Source organism: Methylovulum psychrotolerans (assembly GCF_002923755.1).
Classification (GTDB): Bacteria; Pseudomonadota; Gammaproteobacteria; order Methylococcales; family Methylomonadaceae; genus Methylovulum; species Methylovulum psychrotolerans.
On sequence record NZ_PGFZ01000008.1, the window covers coordinates 243,539 to 264,599 of the forward strand.

A 21,061-nucleotide genomic window follows, 5' to 3' on the forward strand; every position below is an offset into this window, starting at 1 on the left:
AACGACTAAAATCCACCCTTCCAACTTGGCAGCGGCGTACCGTTAACGCTTAAACCCGTTGCGCCAGGGTCTTCTCAAACTGCGCCAACAACTGGGCAATATCGGCATTCTTCATTTTCATCGCGGCCTTATTGACCACCAAGCGCGAGCTAATGTTCATAATCAGTTCGCGCGGCTCCAAGTCGTTGGCTTTTAAGGTGTTGCCGGTATCGACCAAATCGACGATACAATCGGCGAGGCCGACCAGCGGGGCGAGTTCCATCGAACCGTATAACTTAATAATCTCCGCCTGAATCCCTAAACTGGCAAAATAACTTTGCGCGGTTTTGACATACTTGGTGGCGACGCGCACCCGTCCGGTAATCGGCGGCGCGTCCTTGTGGGCGGCAGTCATCAGGCGGCAACGGGCGATGTTCAGGTCGAGCGGCTCGTATAAGGCTTCCGTGCCGTGTTCGAGCAGCACGTCTTTACCCGCTATGCCTAGGTCAGCCGCGCCGTATTCGACAAAGGTCGGCACGTCGGTGGCGCGGATAATGACCAACTGCACATCGGGGCGGGTGGTTTGTAAAATCAATTTGCGGCAAGTGGTAGGGTCATCGGTCGGTACGATACCCGCCTCCGCCAAAAACGGCAGGGCTTCTTCGTAAATACGGCCTTTGGATACGGCAATCGTCAGCATGGGGCAACCTTTTATTTGGCGACGCGGCGGATGGTAGCGCCCAATTGCGTCAGTTTTTCTTCAATGTGGTCATAACCACGGTCAATATGGTAAATGCGGTCTACCAAGGTGCTGCCTTCGGCGATCAGCGCGGCGATCACCAAACTGGCGGATGCGCGTAAATCGGTCGCCATGACGGGGGCTCCGGTCAAGCGGGCAACTCCGGTACAAATCGCGGTGTTGGATTCCAATTTAATATCCGCGCCCATGCGGTGCAGTTCTTGGACGTGCATGAAACGGTTTTCGAAAATGGTTTCGGTAATCACGCCCACGCCTTCGGCAACGGTGTTCATGGCGATGAACTGCGCCTGCATATCGGTCGGGAAAGCCGGATACGGGGCGGTGCGCAACGAGACGGCTTTGGGCTTTTTGCCGTGCATATCCAATTCTATCCAGTCGTCACCCGTGGTGATGTCCGCACCCGCTTCAATCAACTTATCTAAAACCGCATCAAGAATATCGGGGCGGGTATGTTTCAGCTTGACCTTGCCGCCAGTAATCGCCGCCGCCACCAGATAAGTGCCGGTTTCGATACGGTCTGGCAGGATGTCATAGTGGACACCTTGCTCGGCCAATTTCTCCACGCCTTCAATGATCAGCACATCGGTGCCGATACCCGTGATTTTCGCGCCCAGCGCATTTAAAAAATGCGCCAAATCGGTCACCTCCGGCTCTTTCGCGGCGTTTTCGATAATGGTTATGCCTTCCGCCAAGGTTGCCGCCATCAACAGGTTTTCCGTGCCCGTTACCGTGACTTGCTCCAGCACTAATCGGCAACCTTTCAGACGTTTGGCGTAGGCATGGATATAGCCGTTTTCGACGGTAATGTCCGCCCCCATTTTGATCATGCCATTCAAATGGATGTCAACCGGACGGGTGCCGATGGCGCAACCGCCGGGCAAGGACACATGGGCTTCGCCGAACCGTGCCAGTAACGGCCCTAGCACCAGAATCGAAGCCCGCATGGTCTTGACCAGCTCGTAAGGGGCTTCGTAGCTGTTAATGGTACTGCTATTGACTTCGATGTTCATTTTTTCATCGACCAGCAAATGCACGCCCATCCGCCCCAATAATTCCATGGTGGTGGTGATGTCGTGCAAATGCGGGATGTTGCCGACACTGACGGGATGTTCCGCCAGCAATGTCGCCGCCAAAATCGGCAAGGCGGCATTTTTCGCGCCGGAAATGCGCAACTGTCCTGAAAGCTGCGTGCCGCCAGTAATGATTAATTTATCCATGCTTTTAAGGTTCCTGCTAGATGCGGTCAGTGGTTAAATCAGCACTCAGGCTGACGGGTGAAATAATAGTGTGTCTTCCAAGCCGCTCAGCTTGGCAAGGTTAAGCAACTGCTGGGGGATTTGGGCAAAACTCAGCAGGGTCTGGTGGCGGTGGGCGTATTTCGCCCATTCGATCAGCAACGCCAGTCCGGCACTGTCGGCATTAGCGACCCGGCTCAGATCGATGGTGATGGGTTGGCCTGCCTGTAAAAAGGCCAAGGGCTGCCCGGCATTTTTATCCAAACTGGCGAAAGTCAAATCACCGTCGATGAGGATAGGGCCACCACCTTGGTCAAGAATCTGCAAGCCGCTCACTTTTTTTCTTCCGCCGCTTTAAACAAAAATTGCCCAATCGCCTTTTCTAAAATAATGGCGGGTTGGGTAATGTCGATAGTGCCGTTATCTTTTAAAAACGTCTCCGAGCCGCCCGGCTCTAGGCTGACGTATTGCTCTCCCAACAGTCCGGCAGTAAAGACGCTGGCGGTGGTATCGTCGGGTAAGGTGTTATATTGCGATTCAATCTGTAAGACCACAACCGACTGGTAGGTTTTCGGGTCAAAGCTGATGCTGCTGACTTGGCCGATCTTCACCCCGGCGGCGGATACTGGGGATTTGACTTTTAAGCCGCCGGAATTGTCAAAGCGGGCGGTCACGGTATAAGTGGCTTTCTGCGTGAATGAGCTTAAGTTACTGACTTGGAAGCTGAGAAAAAACAGCCCGGCAATCCCGGCCGCGACAAAAAGTCCGACTAGGGTGTCTTGGGTATTGGTGTGCTGCATGTTAATTGTCTCCAAACATGAGAGCGGTAAGAATAAAATCAAGCCCTAAAATACTGAATGCGGAATTGACCACGGTACGCGTAGTGGCGCGGCTAACCCCTTCCGAAGTCGGCAGAGTGTCGTAACCTTCAAATAACGCGATCCAAGATGTTACCCAGCCAAACACCACGCTTTTGATGACCCCATTAACAATGTCGTCCCAAAAATCAATGCTGGCCTGCATTTGTGACCAATACGCCCCCTCATCGACCCCTAACAGGCCGGAGCCGATCATCTGGCCGCCGACCACCCCGACGGCGCTGAATAAGGCTGTCAGTAATGGCATGGCCAAACAGCCCGCTAAAAAGCGTGGCGAAATGATGCGTTTAATCGGGTCAACCGCCATCATTTCCATGCCGGAAAGCTGCTCGGTCGCCTTCATCAGGCCGATTTCCGCTGTCAGTGCCGACCCGGCCCGGCCTGCAAACAACAGTGCCGATACCACCGGCCCCAATTCGCGCACCAACGACGCGGCGACCATTACCCCTAAGGTGGCTTCCGCGCCAAAATCGGACAGGATATTATAGCCTTGCAGACCTAAGACCATGCCGACAAACAGGCCGGAAATGGTAATAATCAAAAACGATAATACCCCGACCGAATAGAGCTGGTTAAGCAATAAGCGCGGCCTGAGCAATACACTGGGGATGCCCGCCAAGGTTTGCAATAAAAAAAACGTCGCCCGCCCCAGCTTGGTAAAGGAGGAGCGGGTGGACTTACCCAAATTCTGTAGAAAGTACGTCATGATTGAATGGCTGATGGTGGCTGTACTGTCGATATTACGTTGATCTTGTCGGCAAAATCACAAGACTTGCCCTGACTAACGCCCTGCTTTACGGCTTGGCGCAGCCCCCGTCGTGTCGGTCGGGTAAAAACCGCCCGTGAATCGTATAGTGACCCACGATTATACATTATTTCATAAAAGGGCTGGGTTTCTGATGAAAAGAGATAACATAGCGGATTTTTTTGCAGCTATTTATTTGCCACATAGCTGCCAAAAAATCCGCTATGTTACCTCACCATGGGTGGGGGGCTATCAGATGTGGCTTGCCGAATAACAGCTATACTCTGAACGGTCAAGTTTTCGGTTAATCCGTTCATGGTGAGCCCGTCCCACAGGGACTTCCGCTGGTCGCCGAACCATGGGCGGATTAACCGTCCAGCCTTCGACAGGCTCCCCCACAAGGGGGGTCTGGGGACAGGCGAACGGTTAATCCTAAAAACCGAAAACTTGACCGTTTGAAGTATATGTCCGTTTTAGTTATCCCCAAAATCCCCATTCGGCCCAAGCAATTTACACAACCCCTACGTCTTGCGGCGCAGAAAAAAACTGCCGTGTAGCAAAAACACTATCCCCAAAGCGTTTGCCTTGCCAACTTAAATGGCGTTTTAACACAAAATCAAAGCGTAGGGCATGGTAGTCTTGCAGGGCTTCTAACGGGGCCACTGCCGTTTCCGGCAACAGGCCTTCGTGGGCAAAATCGCGGGCGGAGATGAGGGGCAGTACCGCTGGCAAGGGGTAGTCTGAGCCATATAACAGGCGGCTATGCCAAGCGGTCTCGGTCAGTAAGGTTTTTAGCACGTTAATATCGCGGTTAAGCATGGTGATGGCGGAGATGTCGCCGAATAAGCGGCCTTGCCATTGCGGTTCCGCCATCAGCTTGGCGAAACAGTCAAAACTTCTGACGGTTTTGCCGTTGTCGTCGGTATCGTTACCGATGCTGGCGCAATGCGCGACCACTACCCTCACTCCGGCATCTAAGGCTCGGCGCAAGCGCAAGGGGTTGCCGAATGCGGCCTGAGCCGCACCGTGCATGGCTTTTTCTTCGCCGCCGTGGCTAATGATGGGGATGTTAAGCTGTGCCGCCGCCCGATAAAATCGCCCGCATTGCGGTGAGGCCGGATCAATCGCCATAGCGGACGGCAACCATTTGACCGCCCGCGCCCCGTGCGCGACGGCATCCGCCAACACTTCCACACAATCGGCACGGTAGGGATGGATGCTGGCGACCCATTCAAAGCTATCGGGGTAGAGCTGCGCCAGTTTTTGCGCATACGCGTTGGGGACAAAATAGGCGGTATGGGCATCATCCGGTTCACCGCTGGCCCCGTGCGCCTTATCAAACGCATACAGCAATACTTTCGCGCCCTTCGGCAGGCTCGCCATTAAAGCCCGCAGCCGCGTGACAAACGCTTCGTCTTGATGCCCCGGCGTTTCGGCACAAGCGGCATTGGCAAAAGTCCGCTGTTGCAAGTATTGCCAGGGATGCCAAAACGGCGACTGTAAATCGGGGCTTAGGCTAATGCCGCTGCCCCCGTCACCGGAGCCGACGATATGGGCATGGCAATCCCACCAATCGACCGGGTTAATGCCTTGCCATGCCGCTTGTTCTAACGCGCTGGCTGGGCTTGCCGCCGGGTCTAGGCAGTGGTTTTTCAGGCGTAGCCAGTCCGCATGTAGCGGCTGGCTGGCGGCGACGCTAAGGCCTGTGGCGGCTAGGCGGAGAAAATGGCGGCGGCTGAGCGTAGGGGTAAAAAGCGGGCTTGGGGTGGGCGGCATAAACGGTTAGGTTTGGTGGACGGCGGAACGCTATACCTTACGGTACTGGCATCAATAAATCCACCCGTTATTTTATGCCCATAGCAAGTGCTGTTGGGCAAATTGGCGGGAAAACATTGCCAATACGTCATAGTCAATAATATAATTGATAATCATTATCAATAACGCCTTTATTTACTACCGTGCTAGAACATCATTATCACGAATTGTTAAATTATCTGCTCCGTATTACCGGCAACCGCGACACAGCAGCAGATATTGCCCAAGAGGCGTTTGTGCGGGTGTTGGAAGCCCAGGCCGCCAAGCCGGAAACCCAAATCCGGGAGCCGCGTGCTTGGCTGTTTAAAACCGCCAAAAATATCGTCATTGACCGCTATCGGCAAGAAACGGTACGCGGCTATGATAATGTTGACGAAATCGGCTTGCTGGCTTCAGAAGCCTGTGATCCGGTAACGGTTATCGCTGGGCAACAAGCCGCCGAGGCGGTATTGCAAATCATTGCCCAGTTACCGCCGCGCTGTAAAGAGGCTTTTGTGCTCTATAAGTTAGTCGGTTTACCGCAAGCCACCATCGCCGTGCGTATGGGCATATCGGCCAATATGGTCGAAAAACATATCAATACGGGGATGCTGGCTTGTAAGAATTGCCCTTATGCGCGAGAAGATTAGGGCTTATCGCTTATCGCTGATGATTTTGCCTTTGCCTTCCGGCCTTAGCCCCACCCGCAAAAAATTATTTTCCCCGCCATATCAGGATTAGCCATTGCCATGCGTCTACAAATGAGAACGATTATCATTTCTTATTGGAGACAAGCAGATGTCTTATTCATTACTATTGCCGCATCGGCACACCAACCGTCCGCTAGCATTAGCCGTCGCCCTGTTGCTTGCCGCACCCACGCCAGGATTGGCGCAGCCGTCAGAAACCACTGAAGAGGGTAGGGCGGAAGATAAAGCCGCCGCCAAAGCCACTACCGCAAAAACGGCTACCTTACCCACCGTGAACGTCACCGCTGAAGCGGAACAATCGGCTGATGTCGGTTATGTCGCGCCTAATAGTACCGCCGCCACCAAAACCGACACCCCGTTGCTGGCAACACCGCAATCGGTTTCGGTCGTTACCCGCAAGCAAATCGCCGCGCAAAATGCCACTACCTTGGCGGAAACGCTACGTTATACGCCGGGCATCCAAAGCGAGACCTTCGGCTTTGAGCCGCGTACCACGTTCCTTAAAATGCGGGGCTTCGATGCCACTGAAACAGGGCTGTACCAAGATAGCTTAAAGCTGGCCAACCCCGGCTTTGTCGTCGGTTACAGTTTGGAGCCTTACGGGGCGGAGCGTATTGAAGTGCCGCGCGGCCCCGCTTCGGTGTTGTATGGGCAAAGCAGTGCCGGGGGCTTGGTGAATTACATTTCCAAACACCCGCAATTCGACCCGTTCCGCGAGATTAAGTTTGATGCGGGTACTTATGGGCGTTTACAAGGCGCGGTGGATGCCACGGGGGCATTGGACGCACAAAAAACCTTGGCCTACCGCCTGACCGGGGTTGTACGCGACAGCGATACCCAAGTCGATTACATCCAAGACAAGCATATCTATGTCGCTCCCGCCCTGACGTGGAAGCCCAACAGCCAAACCACCCTGACGTTATTAAGCCACTATCAAAAAGATCAGACCCAGCCCTCGCAGCGTCTGCCTGCCGCCGGGACTTTATATGGCAATCCCAACGGCAAAATTCCCACCAACCGCTTTACTGGCGAACCCACTGTAGATAGCTATAACCGTGAAGAATTTGCTGTCGGCTACGAATTGGAGCATCGCTTGAACAAAGCAGTGACGTTCCGGCAAAAAACCCGCTACTACGATAATGCCGTTGATGACAGGACGATTTACACCACCGCCTTGCTGGCCGACCAACGCACTATCACCCGCGCCTTATATGAAAGTTTCGGCAAGGTGCAGGGCGTTAGCTTGGATAACCAAGCCCAGTTTAACTTTGCCACTGGCCCCGTGAGCCACTCTTTGCTGGCGGGCTTAGATTTCCAGCATGTCCATTCGACGACGGTGCAGACCTATGGCGACGCGCCTAACCTGGACATTTACAACCCGGTTTATGGCAGCCCCGTCGCGGCAGCCCCAGTGTTTAAGAACCAAGCGGCTGTACAAAACCAAATCGGTTTGTATTTGCAAGACCAGCTTAAATTGGCCGAACACTGGCGACTGACCTTAGGCGGGCGCTATGACTTGGCCGATAGCGAAACCCAAGACCGCCTGAGCGGCCAAACTACCCAACAGGGCAACAACGCCGCCACAGGCCGCGCCGGGTTGGTGTATCTGGCTGACAATGGCCTTGCCCCTTATTTAAGCTACGCGCAATCGTTTTTGCCCGTGTTAGGTACGGATGCCAATGGGGTGGCGTTTACGCCGGAAACGGGCGAGCAATACGAAGTGGGGGTGAAGTTCCAGCCCAAACAGTCCAATAGCTTTGTCACCTTAGCGTATTTTGATTTGACCCGGCATAGCTTCCTGACCCCGAACCCGATTACCTTCGCCAATGTGCAACGCGGTGAAGCGCGTTCGCAAGGCCTAGAGTTAGAAGGGGTCGCCAGCCTGGATAACGGTTTGGATGTCACGGCCAGTTACGCCTATACCGATGCCCATGTCACCAAAAGCTCATTCAGTGCCGAAGTGGGCGAAACTTTGGAATACACGCCTGAACACAAAGCCACGCTATGGGCGGATTACACCGTGCCGTCCGGCCAAGCGAAAGGCTGGGGCGTGGGGGCGGGGACGCGCTATATCGGCACCTCAGTCGGCAACAGCTACGCCGCCAGAAACACCATCGAAATCCCCGATGTCGTGCTGTTCGACACGGCTGTGCATTTCAACCTCAAACCCTTCCAATTTGCCGTCAACCTGCAAAACGCCCTCGATAAGGAATATGTCGCCACCGCTTTTACCAGCGGCGGCGACTTTGCCACCTACGGGGCGCGGCGGGTCATTATTGGCTCGGTTAAATACAGTTTTTAAGGCTTTCCTCCCACTTTGGAGATGTTTATGAATAACGAAACCGTTATGTTACAAACCGTTAAATGTTGCCCCGAGCCGTCTGCTAGCCACTTGTTAAACCCGGATTTTATCTTTAATGAGCGCAACTTAGGCCACTATCAAGCCAGTTTGCTGCAAGGTATCGCCCTGATCCAAAAAAGCGTTGCCGCCGCCAATAAACCTTTTAGCGGCATTTTGCCGCACGAACTGGCGGCACAGTTCCGCGCGGTGGATTTACGCCAGACCTGCGGGTTGGCCGAAGCCTTGGCGGAACTGGAGCAGTTATATCTTAACCATGCCGTGTACTTCCACCATCCCCAGTATGTCGCGCACCTGAATTGCCCGATAGCGATACCCGCCATTTTGGCGGAGTTGTTGCTGGTGTCGGTCAATTCGTCGGTGGATACTTGGGACCAAAGTGCGGGCGGTACGTTGATCGAACAAAAATTGCTCGATTGGACTACTGAGATTATCGGCTTGGGCGGACAGGCAGACGGCATTTTTACCAGCGGTGGTACCCAATCCAACTTAATGGCGATGCTGTTGGCGCGCGATAGCTGTTGCGCCAAAAATGCGGGTTACAGCACCAAAACCCACGGTTTACCCGTTGATTTTGGCAAGTTACGAATTTTCACTTCGCAAGCCAGCCATTTTAGCATCCAAAAAGCGGCGGCTATTTTAGGCTTGGGCTATGACGCAGTCGTGCCGGTTGCTTGTGACCGCTATTTTAAAATGGATGTGGCGGCGTTGGCGCATGAGCTGGATAGGGCTTTAGCCAATGGACTGATCCCCATGGCGGTGGTGGCGACGGCGGGCACTACCGATTTTGGCAGTATCGACCCGTTACCTGAGCTGGCCCAGCTTTGCCAAGTTTATGGCCTGTGGCTGCATGTCGATGCGGCTTATGGTTGCGGCCTGTTGGTGTCGCCTAAATTCCGGCATTGGTTGGCGGGTATTGAGTGTGCCGATTCGGTCACGGTCGATTATCACAAAGCGTTTTTGCAACCTGTCAGTTGCAGCGCGTTTTTGGTGAAGGACAAACGCCATTTGGCGGTAGTGACTCATCATGCCGATTATCTCAACCCTTTAAGCCAAGCTAACGACGGTGTACCTAATCTGGTCAATAAAAGTATCCAAACCACCAAACGCTTTGACGCACTGAAGCTGTGGCTGACTTTACGCGTAATGGGGGCGGCGCAATTGGGTGCGGCTTTTGATGCCTGCATCCATTTGGCCAAACAAGCCTATTTGTTGCTGCTGTCGGAGCCGTCTATCGAAACGCTGCATCATCCGCAACTTAGCACCTTAGTGTTCCGTTACCGCCCCGCCCGGCAAGCCGACGGAGCCGAGTTGGACAAGGCCAACGCCGCTATCCGCAAGGCTTTGTTCCGTTCCGGCGAGGCCGTTATTGCGGGGACAAAAGTGCATGGCCAACAATACCTTAAATTTACCCTGCTCAATCCCTTAACGACCATCCAAGATTTGCAGGCGGTGCTGAAATTGATCCTGTTTTATGGTCGCCAGTACGGCCATGCCGATGACCTGCCCAATGCCGTTAACGATGATTTTGTTAAGGAGGCTTGTGATGCCTGAGAAAATTTATGACGTGGTCGGCATCGGTATCGGCCCGTTCAACCTGAGTCTGGCGTGTTTGCTCCAGCCCATTAAAGGCGTGGACAGTGTGTTTTTGGATAGCAGTGCGGGCTTTAATTGGCATCCGGGCATGATGTTGGAGTCGGCGCATTTGCAAACGCCGTTTTTATCGGATTTAGTGACCTTAGCCGATCCGACCAGCCCGTTCAGCTTTTTAAACTACCTGAAAGAACAAGGGCGTATCTATGCGTTTTATATCCGCGAAAACTTTTTCCTGTTGCGTAGCGAGTATAACCAGTATTGCCAATGGGCGGCGGCTAAGCTCGATAACGTGGTTTTTAACAGCCATGTCTGGCAAGTGGATTACCACGCTGGGTTAGGTTGTTATCTTATCCATAGCCAGTGTACGCAAACCGGGCAAAGCCGCACTTACCGTGCCAAAGCCTTAGTGTTAGGCACGGGGACTGTACCTTACACGCCGCCGTGCTGCGCAAACTTGGCGGCGGCGGTGCATTCGTCGCAGTATCTGAACGTTAAGGCGGATTTACAGCGGCAGACCTCGATTACCGTGTTGGGTAGCGGGCAAAGCGCGGCGGAAATTTATTATGATTTACTGCAAGATATTGATAAATATGGCTATGAACTGAGCTGGATTACCCGCTCGGCACGGTTTTTTCCGCTGGAATACAACAAGTTGACCTTAGAAATGACCTCGCCGGAGTATGTGGATTATTTTCATGGCCTGCCCGCCGGGCAACGCGACCGTGTTATCGCCGGACAGCATAACCTTTATAAAGGCATTAACGGCGCGTTGATTAACGATATTTATGATTTGCTCTATGCCAAAAGCCTAAACCATGCCATTCGGGCCAATTTATTGACCCATTCCGCTTTAACGGCGGCGGCTTTCGATACCACCAGCGGCCAATTTACCTTGGACTTTGAGCATCAAGAGCAGGCCGCCAGTTTTCGCCACCACAGTGCCGGTCTGGTATTGGCGACGGGCTACCATTACCGCTTGCCGGAATTCTTGGCGGGTATCGAACAGCGCATCCAATGGGATGGGCAGGGCCGTTTTGCCGTCAACCGCAATTACAGCATCGACCCGAACGGCAACGAATTGTTTGTCCAGAATGTCGGCCTGCACAGCCACGGCTTCACCACCCCTGATTTAGGCATGGTGTGTTACCGCAATGCCTGCATTATCGAAGCCATTACGGGTACGGCACATTATCCCATTGAGCGGCGCATCGCCTTCCAGCAATTTACCGTCCCTGAGGCCACCGGAATTTAGCATGGCGAACCCCTTCAAGTGTTTTCTGGTGACGTTAATTACGGTGTCGGTAGTCAGTGATGCCCTGTTATTGCCGTTTTATCCGCAATTTTTTCGTGCCGCGTTTGCGATGGATGACCCGTGGTATATCGGCCTCTATCTCAGCGCGACCTGTTTGGTGGTGATGCTGGCATTTGTGTTATGGGCTCGCGTGGCCAAACACATTCCTGTATTGCGTTTGCTGGTGTACACCCAATGTGCCGCCGGCCTATTGAGCATCGCTTGTTATGGGGCGCAAAGCTTGGCGGATTTCTGGCTGTTGTCGTTACTGATGCTGGGTTTTAAAGGCAGTTACTTGCTGATTTACCCGTATATCATGAGCTTAGAAACGCAAGACAAACACGGCGGCACGGTAGGCTTGTTGGCGGTGCTGGTACATTTAGGGGCGATATTGGGTGCGGCGGCGGGTGGCCTAGTATTGGAATTATTAGCACCTAGGCAAGCGTTTTTGCTGATGGCGGCGGGTGATTTTATGCAGATGCTGATCTGTTGCGGCTTGCTTGCCGTCCGCATGGTTCCCGTGCCACTTCCCGAAACGGCTATGGCGAACCCGCCCCGCACTGTCGGCTTGTATCCGCTGGGTATGGTGATGTTGTTGTTTTATTTTAGCATCAGTTTGGGGCGGCCATTTTTTTCTTCCTACTGGCAGACGCTTAGCCCTTGGCAGGGCGAAACCGTTACCGGGCTGGTATTTGCCCTGCCCGGCGCTATCGCCTTAGTGGCTTTGTGCCTGGGCAAAAATAAGGGCGGTTTGCATGGCGTAAGCCCCGCACTGGGTTTATGCGCCATTGGCTTGGCTTGCCAAGCCATCCCACATCCCGCTGTGGTGCTGGTGGGGCGTTGTCTCTATGGTTGGGGATTGTTTCAAGCCACGGTGTACTTAGATGTCTGCGTCTTCGCCATCAGCACCCCCAGCACCTATACCCGCGATTTTAGCAAAATTTACTTTTGCCAAAGCGTGGGGGCGTTACTGGCGGCTTTGGCGGCAGGCCGCTTAGTCGCCGATTATCCGCTGTCAGCCCCGTTTCTGGTCGGCGCGGCAGCACTCTTACCGACTTTGTTAATTTATCTGTTGCTGTTCCGGCCTAGGGCATTGCATAGCCTGGCTGTCAGTAAACCGTAAGCTTTCTTATCTTATTCTCTATAGGTATCCTTTATGAACCCAACACCTGTTTGTTTCCAAAAACACATTCCGGCTATCGGCAGCTTTTCGTTACGCCCTTTGCAAATCCCCGATGATATGGCCTTAATCCATCGTTGGGTTAATTTGGACTATGCGCGTTATTGGGGTTTGCAGGGTATGGCTTTGGCGGAGGTGGAGGCGGAATACCGTAACATCAGTACCAAGGCGCAGGTCTATCTGGGCTTTTGCAATAATGCCCCGGCCTTTTTATTGGAATGTTACGACCCCCGGCAATATGCGCTGGATCAGCATTATGCTTGGCAAGCGGGTGATGCGGGGATGCACATTCTGGTTGCCCCCGCCGAGCAACGGGTCGCCGATTTTACTTGGACAGTGTTCACCGTCATCATGGCGTTTATCTTCGATGACCGTCGTGTGCAACGCTTAGTGGTGGAGCCGGACATCCGCAACGCCGACATCCATACCTTGAACAAACGTGCCGGTTTTGTCTATCAAAAGACCATCAACTTGCCGAATAAAACTGCTTATTTGGCCTTTTGCACGCGTAACCATTATTACGCCGCCCTCGCCAAGGCCAGCCGCCAAAGCCCACCGCAGCACAGTGCCGCGCATTTGCAGGCCGACACTTGGGCGCAGGCCAACACCTTGTTGTTGATTAAGGCTATCAGCGAACTCGCCCATGAACTGGTGATTGTCCCCGAACATCAGTACCAGGAAGGCGAATGGGGGTATTACCGCTTGCCGACCGACCAAGCGGCTGTCGAATACCGCTTCCGGGCGCAGCTTTTAAGCTTAGAGCACTGGCATATCGATCCGGCTTCTTTAGAAAAATGGGCGGGCGGCAATCTGGCGGCCTTGGACGCATTGGCTTTTATCACCGAAAATCAAGCCAGCTTGGGCATAGCCCCCGCTTTGTTGCCTATCTATATGGAAGAAATCACCAGTACCTTATATGGCAGCGCCTATAAACTGTGCAAACAGAGCGGCAAGGTGGCCGAACTGGTCGGAGCGGATTTTCAAACGCTAGAAACGGCGATGATGGCGGGGCATCCGGCGTTTATCGCCAATAATGGCCGCATCGGTTTTGATGCCGCTGACTATCAGGCCTACGCTCCCGAAGCGGCAACGCCAGTGAACTTAATTTGGCTGGCGGCGCATAAAAGCAAAGTGGAATTCGCCTGTAGTGAAGATTTGACTTATGAAGATCTACTGGTGCAAGAGCTGGGCGCGGCGGCCTTGGCGAATTTTGCCCGCATATTGGAACAACAAGGCTTGGTGGCGGCGGACTATTACCTGCTGCCCGTGCATCCTTGGCAATGGTATAACAAACTGGTGCAACTGTTCGCCGCCGATTTGGCGGCTAAACACTTACTGTGCTTAGGCTATGGCGACGATGCCTATCTGGCGCAACAGTCGATACGCACCTTTTTTAATATCAGCCAGCCGCATAAACGCTATGTCAAAACCGCCTTATCGATTTTGAACATGGGCTTTATGCGTGGTTTGTCACCTTATTATATGAGCACCACTCCCGCCATTAATGACTGCATTAACGGCCTGATTAGCCAAGACCCTTATCTTAGCACCAAAGGCTTTAGCATTTTGCGGGAAGTCGCCGCCATCGGCTATCGCCACAGCTACTACGAGGCCGCTTTACGCCAAGACAGCCCTTATAAAAAAATGCTCGCCGCCTTATGGCGCGACAGCCCCGTGCCGCAACTGCAAGCCGGGCAACATTTAATGACCATGGCGGCTTTGCTGCATACTGACGGACAAGGTGCGGCCTTATTGCCCGCCTTGATAGCCGCCTCAGGCCTGAGTACCCATGCTTGGCTGCACGCCTATTTGGACTGCTACTTAAGCCCGTTGCTGCACTGCTTCTATGCCTATGATCTGGTGTTTATGCCGCATGGCGAAAATCTCATTTTAGTGCTGGAAAATCAAGTGCCGATCCGCGCCATTATGAAAGACATCGCCGAAGAAGCCGCCATCATGAACCCCAATGTGCTGTTATCCGACAAAGTGCAACGTTTGGCGGTAGACGTGCCGGAGGAACTGAAGCTGTTATCGATTTTTACCGATTGTTTTGACTTGATTTTCCGCTATTTGGCGGAGATTTTGTACGTCCATAGCGGCTTCCCCGAACACCAGTTCTGGCAACTGGTCGCCGCTTGCATCCTCGACTACCAAGCGGCGCACCCCGAACTGGCCGAAAAATTCGCCCGCCATGACCTGTTCGCACCGGAATTTATCCGCTCCTGCTTAAACCGCCTGCAATTGCGCAATAACCAGCAAATGGTGGATTTGGCTAATCCTGCGCAAAGCCTGCAATTTGTCGGCACACTTGCCAACCCTATCGCCGCGTTTAGGCCTGTTAGCCCTAAAAGCACCAACCGGGAAGCGGATACTGAGGCTTGCTTATAACAAATCCGTGGGCATAAAAATGGCGTAGGCCTTGGGGCGCGGCCATTCTGGCTGCAAGGGCGGGCAAGATGCCCGCGCTCCAAGAGCATAATAACGTTGCCGCTGTTGTTTTATGCGTGATTCTCTTTTGGTAGTTACTTTATGAAAAACGTGAGCATCGGCTTAACGCCGCGCATCCTCAAGCGTTGGGCCTTTATCCATAAATGGAGTAGCCTCATCTGTACGGGCTTTATTTTGCTGCTATGCCTGACAGGGTTGCCGCTGATTTTTGCCGACGAAATCGACCATGCCTTAGGTTACCGCATAAGCCCGCCGCCTTGGCCGGATAGCGCCATCCCAACCCGCGCCAATCTGGATGCCGTTATCGCCGCCGCCCAAGCCCGCCGCCCAGGCGATAGCGTCCAATTTCTCGTTGCCGAACCCCAAGAGCCGGATCTGTGGTTTGTGCGCATGGGGGCGGACATAGCGGCGGCGCAGCCATCCGCGTTTTATAGCATGGATGCCCGCACTGGGGCGTATTTACAGGCCTATCCGCTCAACCAAGGCTTGATGAATATCGCGTTAAGGCTGCATGTCGATTTGTTTGCCGGCTTATGGGGCAGTTTGTGGTTAGGCTTAATGGGGGGGTTCTTGATGGTGGCGATAGTGTCCGGCGTGGTGTTATATGCCCCGTTTATGCGCAAACTCACGTTCGGCACTGTCCGGCAAGGGTATTTGGCGTGGTTGGATTGGCATAATCTGCTCGGCATCGTCACTGTGGTGTGGCTGTCGGTAGTGACGGTCACTGGGGTCATTAACACGGTTGCCGCGCCGATTTTTAGCCGCTGGCAAAGCGAACAATTGGCGCAACTGCTTGCTCCCTACGCGGCGGCACCTATCCGGCCTATCGGTTCGGTGCAAACAGCCGTTAACGCCGCTTATCGGGCGGTGCCAAACAGTGCGTTGAGTTTTTTGGCGTTTCCGGGCAATCCCTTCGCAGGGCCTAACCAATTTGTCGCGTTTATGCAGGGTGAGACCCCGTTAACGGCAAAATTGCTTAAGCCCGTCGTGCTGGATGCCCAAACTGGCCAAGTCCTCGCCACGGCGGAACTGCCCGGTTATGTCAGTGCCTTGTTACTGTCCAAGCCCCTGCATTTTGGCGATTACGGCGGCTTGCCGCTAAAAATTCTCTGGGCAATGTTAGACTTGCTCAGCATCGGGATTTTAGTGGGCGGCTTATACCTTTGGGGTAAGAAACACTGCCGCCGCCCCGCCCAAACCGCCAAGCCTCAACGGCAGTTACGCCCCATCCGCCCCAAGCCGTGGCCTATCCCCATCGCCATTTGCGCAAGCAGCCTCATCGGCTTATGCGCGGCCTTATTAGCCGATGGCCTGGGCGATACCTTGTCATGGTTGGCTTTGAGCGTGCCGATTCTCGCCTTATTTGCCCGCCGCATTGTGTGAGTGCTATGCCTGCGAATAAGCCTAGGAACGTATATAAAATTAAGTAGGCGTTCCATTGCATCTCTGCGTGTTAAACCCCACCCCAGCCCTCTCGGCAACCGCTCCTTGCGTTGCTCTACCTCCTGCATCCGTGCAGTCGCCCTTGGCAGGGGAGGGAGCTTATGCCTTCTCCGTCATACAGGCGAAAATCAAGGGGAAAATGCCCCTCCCCCTGCCAAGGGGGAGGCTGGGAGGGGGTTGCCGTACTTTCGCCTGTTCAACAGATTTTATTTTATGCGCGTTCCCTAGTCGGTTGATGATAAATTTTCGATGCAGGGCATAAGCGGTTAAAATGGCGTACCGAACTGAGGCCGGATAGCCTTGTCTAAGTGCCGCCAACTGTTTTCTCTCCCCACTACTGACCTGCAAAGGAAAATCCGCTATGAACTTCCCTGTAAAAGCCACGTTTGCCGCCGCCACCCTGATGTTATTGGCAGGTTGTTCCGGTGTTGAAATTAAAGGTGTCGTCCGCGACAAGCCGACCGGCAACCCGATTTCCTCGGCAACCGTCAGCATCGGCAAAGAAAGTACCGCTACCGATGCGATGGGCAGCTATACCTTAGAAGTCTCCGACACCGACCAAGCGATGATCGTCAACGCCCCCGGCTATTTCCTCTATACCAAAACCATCGGCAAAGACACCATTAACGACATCGACTTAATGCCGCGCGAATAAGCGTAAGCCCAAGGTACGCTGTGCGTACCTTTTCTGTGCTGTTATCATTCCCCCACGGGCTTGCGCATAGTCACAAACTCTTCGGCGGCGGTGGGGTGTATGCCTAGGGTGGAATCGAACACCGCCTTAGTCGCCCCGGCGCGTAACGCCACCGCCATGCCCTGAATAATCTCCCCCGCTTCCGCGCCGACCATGTGCAAACCCAGCACTTGGTCGGTACTGCGGCGCACCACCATTTTCATCAAGGTTTTCTCGCCCAAGCCCGATAAGGTATGCTTCATCGGCGTAAACACCGATTTATAAATTACAATATCGTCATAACGGCGACGGGCTTCGGCTTCGCTTAAGCCTACTGTGCCGACATTGGGTTGGCAGAACACGGCGGTCGGGATATGGTCATAATCGACCGGGCTGCGCTGGTCGGTATAGAGCAAATTCACCAACGCCATCGCCTCGGCGGTGGCGACGGGGGTCAGGCTGAAGCGGTGCGTGACATCGCCTAGGGCATAGATTGACGGCACGTTGGTCTGGTAGCCGTCATTAATGATAACAGCCCCGCGTTTGTCCAGCGCCACCCCGGCTTCGGCCAAGCCTAGGCCAGCAGTGTTGGGGCTGCGTCCGGTCGCATACAACACCAGATCAGCGGTTAAGGTTTGGCCTTGTTTGGTCTGCGCCACGAAGCCTTCTGCGGTTTTTTCGATGCGTTCGATGTCGGTGTTGAACACAATCCGCAAGCCTTTTTTCTGCATCTCTTGGGCGACAAAGTCGCGGATATCCTCGTCAAAACCGCGTAACAGTTTGTCGCCGCGATAACATAAGGTCGTCTCCACGCCCAAACCGTGCATAATGCCCGCGAATTCCACGGCGATATAACCGCCGCCGACAATCAGCAGCCGTTTCGGCAAGGCTTCTAAGGCGAACATTTCATTAGAGGTGACGACATGCTCGCTGCCGGGAAATGCCGGCACGTCCGGCCAGCCGCCTGTGGCGATCAGAATCCGCCCGCAACGGTAGTGTTGCCCGGCGATGCTCACGGTATGGGCATCGATTAATTGCGCTTGGCCGTTGATGACGGTCACGCCGGAACCTGCCAGCAAGTTGCCGTATATGCCTTGCAGGCGGGTGATTTCTTGGTCTTTCTGGGCGCGTAAATGTTGCCAAGAAAATTGCGGTTCGGATAATGTCCAACCGAATCCGGGTGCGGCTTTAAAGTCTTCGTGAAAATGCGCGGCGTAGACAAAGAGTTTTTTCGGTACGCAACCGACGTTGACACAAGTGCCGCCTAAGTAGCGGTTCTCGGCAACCGCGACCCGCACCCCCAAGCCCGCCGCCATCCGCGCCGCCCGCACCCCGCCGGAGCCTGCGCCTATTACAAATAAATCATAATCGTAAGGTATCATGTTGGGTTCCTTGTTGGGTAAGCATTCTGACGCTAGTTCCCAAGCTCTGGCTTGGGAACTTAAATTCGGGAAGCTCTAGCTTCGGGAATTAACGTTAGGAACGTGCATAAAATAACCTCAGCATCCTCATTTTTGGAGCGCGGGCATCTTGCCCGCAAGGGCGGGCAAGATGCCCGCGCTCCAAGACCTGTATCTGCCTGAATTATTTTTTACCCATTCCTAGTGTCCAAAATTCTCGAAGCTGGAGCTTCTCGTGCTTAAGTTCCCAAGCCGAAGCTTGGGAACCAGCACTTATTCTTAATAATGGTGATAGTTAGCCTACTCTTGCAAATACGCCAACATCGTCCCTGCGTCACTTACGGTAAACGGGTCTTCAGGGTAGTTATCCGCCTGCCCAGGTTCGCTGAACACTTTAACAATGTTCAAATCGTCCACCAGCATGGCGTAGCGCCAAGAGCGGTAGCCGAAGCCTACGTTTTCTTTTTTGACTAACATGCCCATGCCACGGGTAAAGTCGCCGTTGCCGTCGGGGAGCATTTTGACATGCTGAATGCCCAAATGCTTGCCCCATTGGAACATGGTAAAGGCATCGTTGACGCTTAAGCAGTACACCTCATCAACCCCTTGGTCGAGGATGGCTTGGTACTGGGCTTCAAAGCCCGGTAAATGGGTGCTGGAGCAAGTCGGGGTAAATGCGCCGGGCAGCGCCAACACCACGATGCGCTTGCCTTTGAAAATATCATCGGTGCTGACATCTTGCCAGCGGAACGGGTTATCCCCGCCGATACTTTCGTCACGGACACGGGTTTTAAACACAACATGAGGTACAGTTAAAGGCATTGCAGTTCTCCGGTTTTAAGATAATAGGGTAATGCCGACGCGGCGGGTGGGGCGGTATTGCGCTGGAAAAATCCCCCTTAGCGTTCAGCACAGGGATAGTTTAGCGGGGGTGGAGGTGCTTGGAAAATTGATTGTTTTTATGGGAACGATTGATTTTGTCTATGACATTAGGATTGGGTTAAGTGCTTAATTCATTTATTCGCTTATTGACCCAAGCCAGATTGTTTTTAAAATCCACATGAAGTGGCGACTTGGCGACCAGTTCCGCTAATAGGACTTGGGCTTGCCGATAATGGTTCAAGGCTAAGGGGAGATTGCCCTGTTGTTCATAATGGGAGCCTAATTTAATGTGAGCAATGGCTAGGCCGTTGGTAAAGCCCAGATGGTTTGGGGCGGCGGCATGGAGTTCCTGTGACAGCTTGTAGTCTTCTTCACGCCAGCGCAAGGCCTGTTGCAGGTCGCCCAGCGTGGTGTGGGTGTTGCCCAAATATTGGCAGGCAACCGCCAAGCCGTTTTTAAAGTCCAGATGGCCGGGGGCGGCGGCATGGAGTTCCCATGACAACCTGTAGTCTTCTTCACGCCAGTGCAAGGCCTGTTGCAGGTCACCGAGCGTGGCGTGGGTATTGCCTAAGTCTTGGCAGGCCACCGCCAGATTGTTTTTAACAGCCGGATTATCCGGTTCGCGCTGGTGGAGCGCCGCCATGACCGTATGAACATCGGTAAAAGCCCTTAAGGCCTTTGACCAACAGCAAGGGCTGGTTGTTTGTTTCCAGTTTGGCGCGTATCGCCAGTAAATCTTCCTCGCGGCCTTGGAACACGTCGGGGATGAAGGGTGTAGTGGTCAGGTGGCGGGGGATGGCGGTTCCGGCATAGTGGATATGGGTGACGCTTTCGTTATAAATGCCGCCAGTACCCAAAACAATCTCACGGCCAATCTTGGTCTGGTCACCCGCGACATTATCCCCGCTTCCCCGATGCACCTGCCCGTCCATAAGCTAGTCCTTGCCTTTGTTCTCGTGGTAGACACTGCCCGGCCCCATAATGATTTGCCGCCCTATCTTAGTCTGGTCGCGGCCGATGTTATCGCCTGTGCCGCTATGGTGTTGGCTAACACCCGATGTGGAGGCGGCGGCGAGGTTGTTTAAGGGGATAAAGCCCTGATCCGCCAATTTGTCCAACTGCTGGCCAAAGTGCAATAACAGGCTTTCGGTGGTGGTGTAGGGGGTATGGAAATGCCCCAAAGCCTTAAGCCGTTTCTTAAACGCCAAGAGGCTGGTTAAATCATCTTCGTTAATCGCACTGAGGCTGATGGTCGCATCTTTAAAATATGTGTAAATCAGCGGCTTCTGTGTGGCCTGAAATTGTCCGAAGGCGGTGTTAAATTCCTCCTCGGTATACATGCCGACCTTGGTGCAAAACAGCATGACAAAAATATCAGAGGTCTTGATGGCTCGGTTATACTCGTCTTGCAGACGGGTTCGTGACATGGCATCAAGAAAATCTTCCCAGATGATCAGTTTTAGGTAAACCTGTTTCGGTACCGACTGGTTGTTACGGCGGCTAATAAACAGCTCGAATTGCTCACGGTCGGCTTTGAGTTCGGACGAAGAAGCCAGAAAAAGTTGGATGGTACGCATGATAGTGCCTCAGGCAAAAAGACTGGGCAGATTTTAACACTAAGGCAATATCGGGGTTGAAAATTGTCTGGGATTAACTGTGTCGCCAAGTCATTTGCTGTGGCCGGAAAA

19 protein-coding genes are annotated in these 21,061 nt (G+C 53.6%); 8 read left to right on the plus strand and 11 right to left on the minus strand.

Annotated features, from left to right (window positions below; genetic code table 11):
- Window positions 1-49 precede the first annotated feature (49 nt).
- The 6 genes from hisG to AADEFJLK_RS17120 form a co-directional block, all read right to left on the minus strand.
- Window positions 50-679, minus strand: coding sequence for an ATP phosphoribosyltransferase (hisG, locus tag AADEFJLK_RS17095; protein WP_088619212.1), 630 nt, complete (start codon window positions 677-679; stop codon window positions 50-52).
- An 11-nt stretch (window positions 680-690) separates the two neighbouring features.
- Window positions 691-1,956, minus strand: a complete 1,266-nt coding sequence (gene murA, locus AADEFJLK_RS17100) for a UDP-N-acetylglucosamine 1-carboxyvinyltransferase (protein ID WP_103975076.1) — start codon at window positions 1,954-1,956, stop codon at window positions 691-693.
- Between the two features lie 45 nt (window positions 1,957-2,001).
- On the minus strand, window positions 2,002-2,310 hold the full coding sequence (locus tag AADEFJLK_RS17105; RefSeq protein ID WP_103975078.1) for an STAS domain-containing protein: 309 nt from the start codon (window positions 2,308-2,310) through the stop codon (window positions 2,002-2,004).
- Window positions 2,307-2,774, minus strand: coding sequence for an outer membrane lipid asymmetry maintenance protein MlaD (gene mlaD / locus AADEFJLK_RS17110; RefSeq protein ID WP_088619209.1), 468 nt, complete (start codon window positions 2,772-2,774; stop codon window positions 2,307-2,309). Before mlaD ends, AADEFJLK_RS17105 begins: the two co-directional genes overlap by 4 nt.
- Window position 2,775: 1 nt before the next feature.
- Complete coding sequence (gene mlaE / locus AADEFJLK_RS17115; protein WP_088619208.1) at window positions 2,776-3,558, minus strand: lipid asymmetry maintenance ABC transporter permease subunit MlaE; 783 nt, start codon at window positions 3,556-3,558, stop codon at window positions 2,776-2,778.
- 549 nt (window positions 3,559-4,107) lie between these two features.
- Window positions 4,108-5,373 (minus strand): amidohydrolase family protein, encoded by a 1,266-nt coding sequence (locus AADEFJLK_RS17120; protein ID WP_103975079.1) that lies wholly within the window; start codon window positions 5,371-5,373, stop codon window positions 4,108-4,110.
- Between the two features lie 182 nt (window positions 5,374-5,555).
- Here AADEFJLK_RS17120 and AADEFJLK_RS17125 point away from each other — a divergent pair, with 182 nt between their 5' ends.
- The 8 genes from AADEFJLK_RS17125 (at window position 5,556) to AADEFJLK_RS17165 (ending at window position 17,073) form a co-directional block, all read left to right on the plus strand.
- Window positions 5,556-6,041: an RNA polymerase sigma factor gene (locus AADEFJLK_RS17125; RefSeq protein WP_103975080.1), complete on the plus strand. Its 486-nt coding sequence runs from the start codon at window positions 5,556-5,558 to the stop codon at window positions 6,039-6,041.
- Between the two features lie 148 nt (window positions 6,042-6,189).
- On the plus strand, window positions 6,190-8,403 hold the full coding sequence (locus AADEFJLK_RS17130) for a TonB-dependent siderophore receptor (protein ID WP_103975081.1): 2,214 nt from the start codon (window positions 6,190-6,192) through the stop codon (window positions 8,401-8,403).
- Window positions 8,404-8,430: 27 nt separating this feature from the next.
- Window positions 8,431-10,014, plus strand: a complete 1,584-nt coding sequence (locus tag AADEFJLK_RS17135) for a pyridoxal phosphate-dependent decarboxylase family protein (protein WP_103975115.1) — start codon at window positions 8,431-8,433, stop codon at window positions 10,012-10,014.
- Window positions 10,007-11,308 (plus strand): lysine N(6)-hydroxylase/L-ornithine N(5)-oxygenase family protein, encoded by a 1,302-nt coding sequence (locus AADEFJLK_RS17140; protein ID WP_103975082.1) that lies wholly within the window; start codon window positions 10,007-10,009, stop codon window positions 11,306-11,308. Before AADEFJLK_RS17135 ends, AADEFJLK_RS17140 begins: the two co-directional genes overlap by 8 nt.
- Window position 11,309: 1 nt before the next feature.
- A complete protein-coding gene (locus AADEFJLK_RS17145; RefSeq protein WP_103975083.1) occupies window positions 11,310-12,470 on the plus strand; it encodes an MFS transporter in 1,161 nt (386 codons plus the stop codon).
- A 33-nt stretch (window positions 12,471-12,503) separates the two neighbouring features.
- The gene (locus AADEFJLK_RS17150; protein ID WP_103975084.1) at window positions 12,504-14,915 is read left to right on the plus strand and encodes a GNAT family N-acetyltransferase; all 2,412 of its coding nucleotides are present in this window, start codon (window positions 12,504-12,506) and stop codon (window positions 14,913-14,915) included.
- Between the two features lie 141 nt (window positions 14,916-15,056).
- Window positions 15,057-16,358, plus strand: coding sequence for a PepSY-associated TM helix domain-containing protein (locus AADEFJLK_RS17155; RefSeq protein WP_103975085.1), 1,302 nt, complete (start codon window positions 15,057-15,059; stop codon window positions 16,356-16,358).
- Between the two features lie 421 nt (window positions 16,359-16,779).
- Window positions 16,780-17,073, plus strand: coding sequence for a carboxypeptidase regulatory-like domain-containing protein (locus AADEFJLK_RS17165; RefSeq protein ID WP_103975088.1), 294 nt, complete (start codon window positions 16,780-16,782; stop codon window positions 17,071-17,073).
- 44 nt (window positions 17,074-17,117) lie between these two features.
- Here AADEFJLK_RS17165 and gorA read toward each other — a convergent pair whose 3' ends face one another.
- The 5 genes from gorA to AADEFJLK_RS17190 form a co-directional block, all read right to left on the minus strand.
- Window positions 17,118-18,473: a glutathione-disulfide reductase gene (gene gorA, locus AADEFJLK_RS17170; protein WP_103975089.1), complete on the minus strand. Its 1,356-nt coding sequence runs from the start codon at window positions 18,471-18,473 to the stop codon at window positions 17,118-17,120.
- A gap of 318 nt (window positions 18,474-18,791) precedes the next feature.
- Window positions 18,792-19,313: a peroxiredoxin gene (locus tag AADEFJLK_RS17175; RefSeq protein ID WP_103975091.1), complete on the minus strand. Its 522-nt coding sequence runs from the start codon at window positions 19,311-19,313 to the stop codon at window positions 18,792-18,794.
- 178 nt (window positions 19,314-19,491) lie between these two features.
- A complete protein-coding gene (locus AADEFJLK_RS17180) occupies window positions 19,492-20,016 on the minus strand; it encodes a tetratricopeptide repeat protein (RefSeq protein WP_103975092.1) in 525 nt (174 codons plus the stop codon).
- Window positions 19,985-20,305 (minus strand): hypothetical protein, encoded by a 321-nt coding sequence (locus AADEFJLK_RS17185; protein ID WP_103975093.1) that lies wholly within the window; start codon window positions 20,303-20,305, stop codon window positions 19,985-19,987. Before AADEFJLK_RS17185 ends, AADEFJLK_RS17180 begins: the two co-directional genes overlap by 32 nt.
- Window positions 20,306-20,308: 3 nt before the next feature.
- Entirely contained in the window at window positions 20,309-20,950 is a 642-nt protein-coding gene (locus AADEFJLK_RS17190; protein WP_103975094.1) for a hypothetical protein, read from the minus strand.
- Window positions 20,951-21,061: the final 111 nt, after the last annotated feature.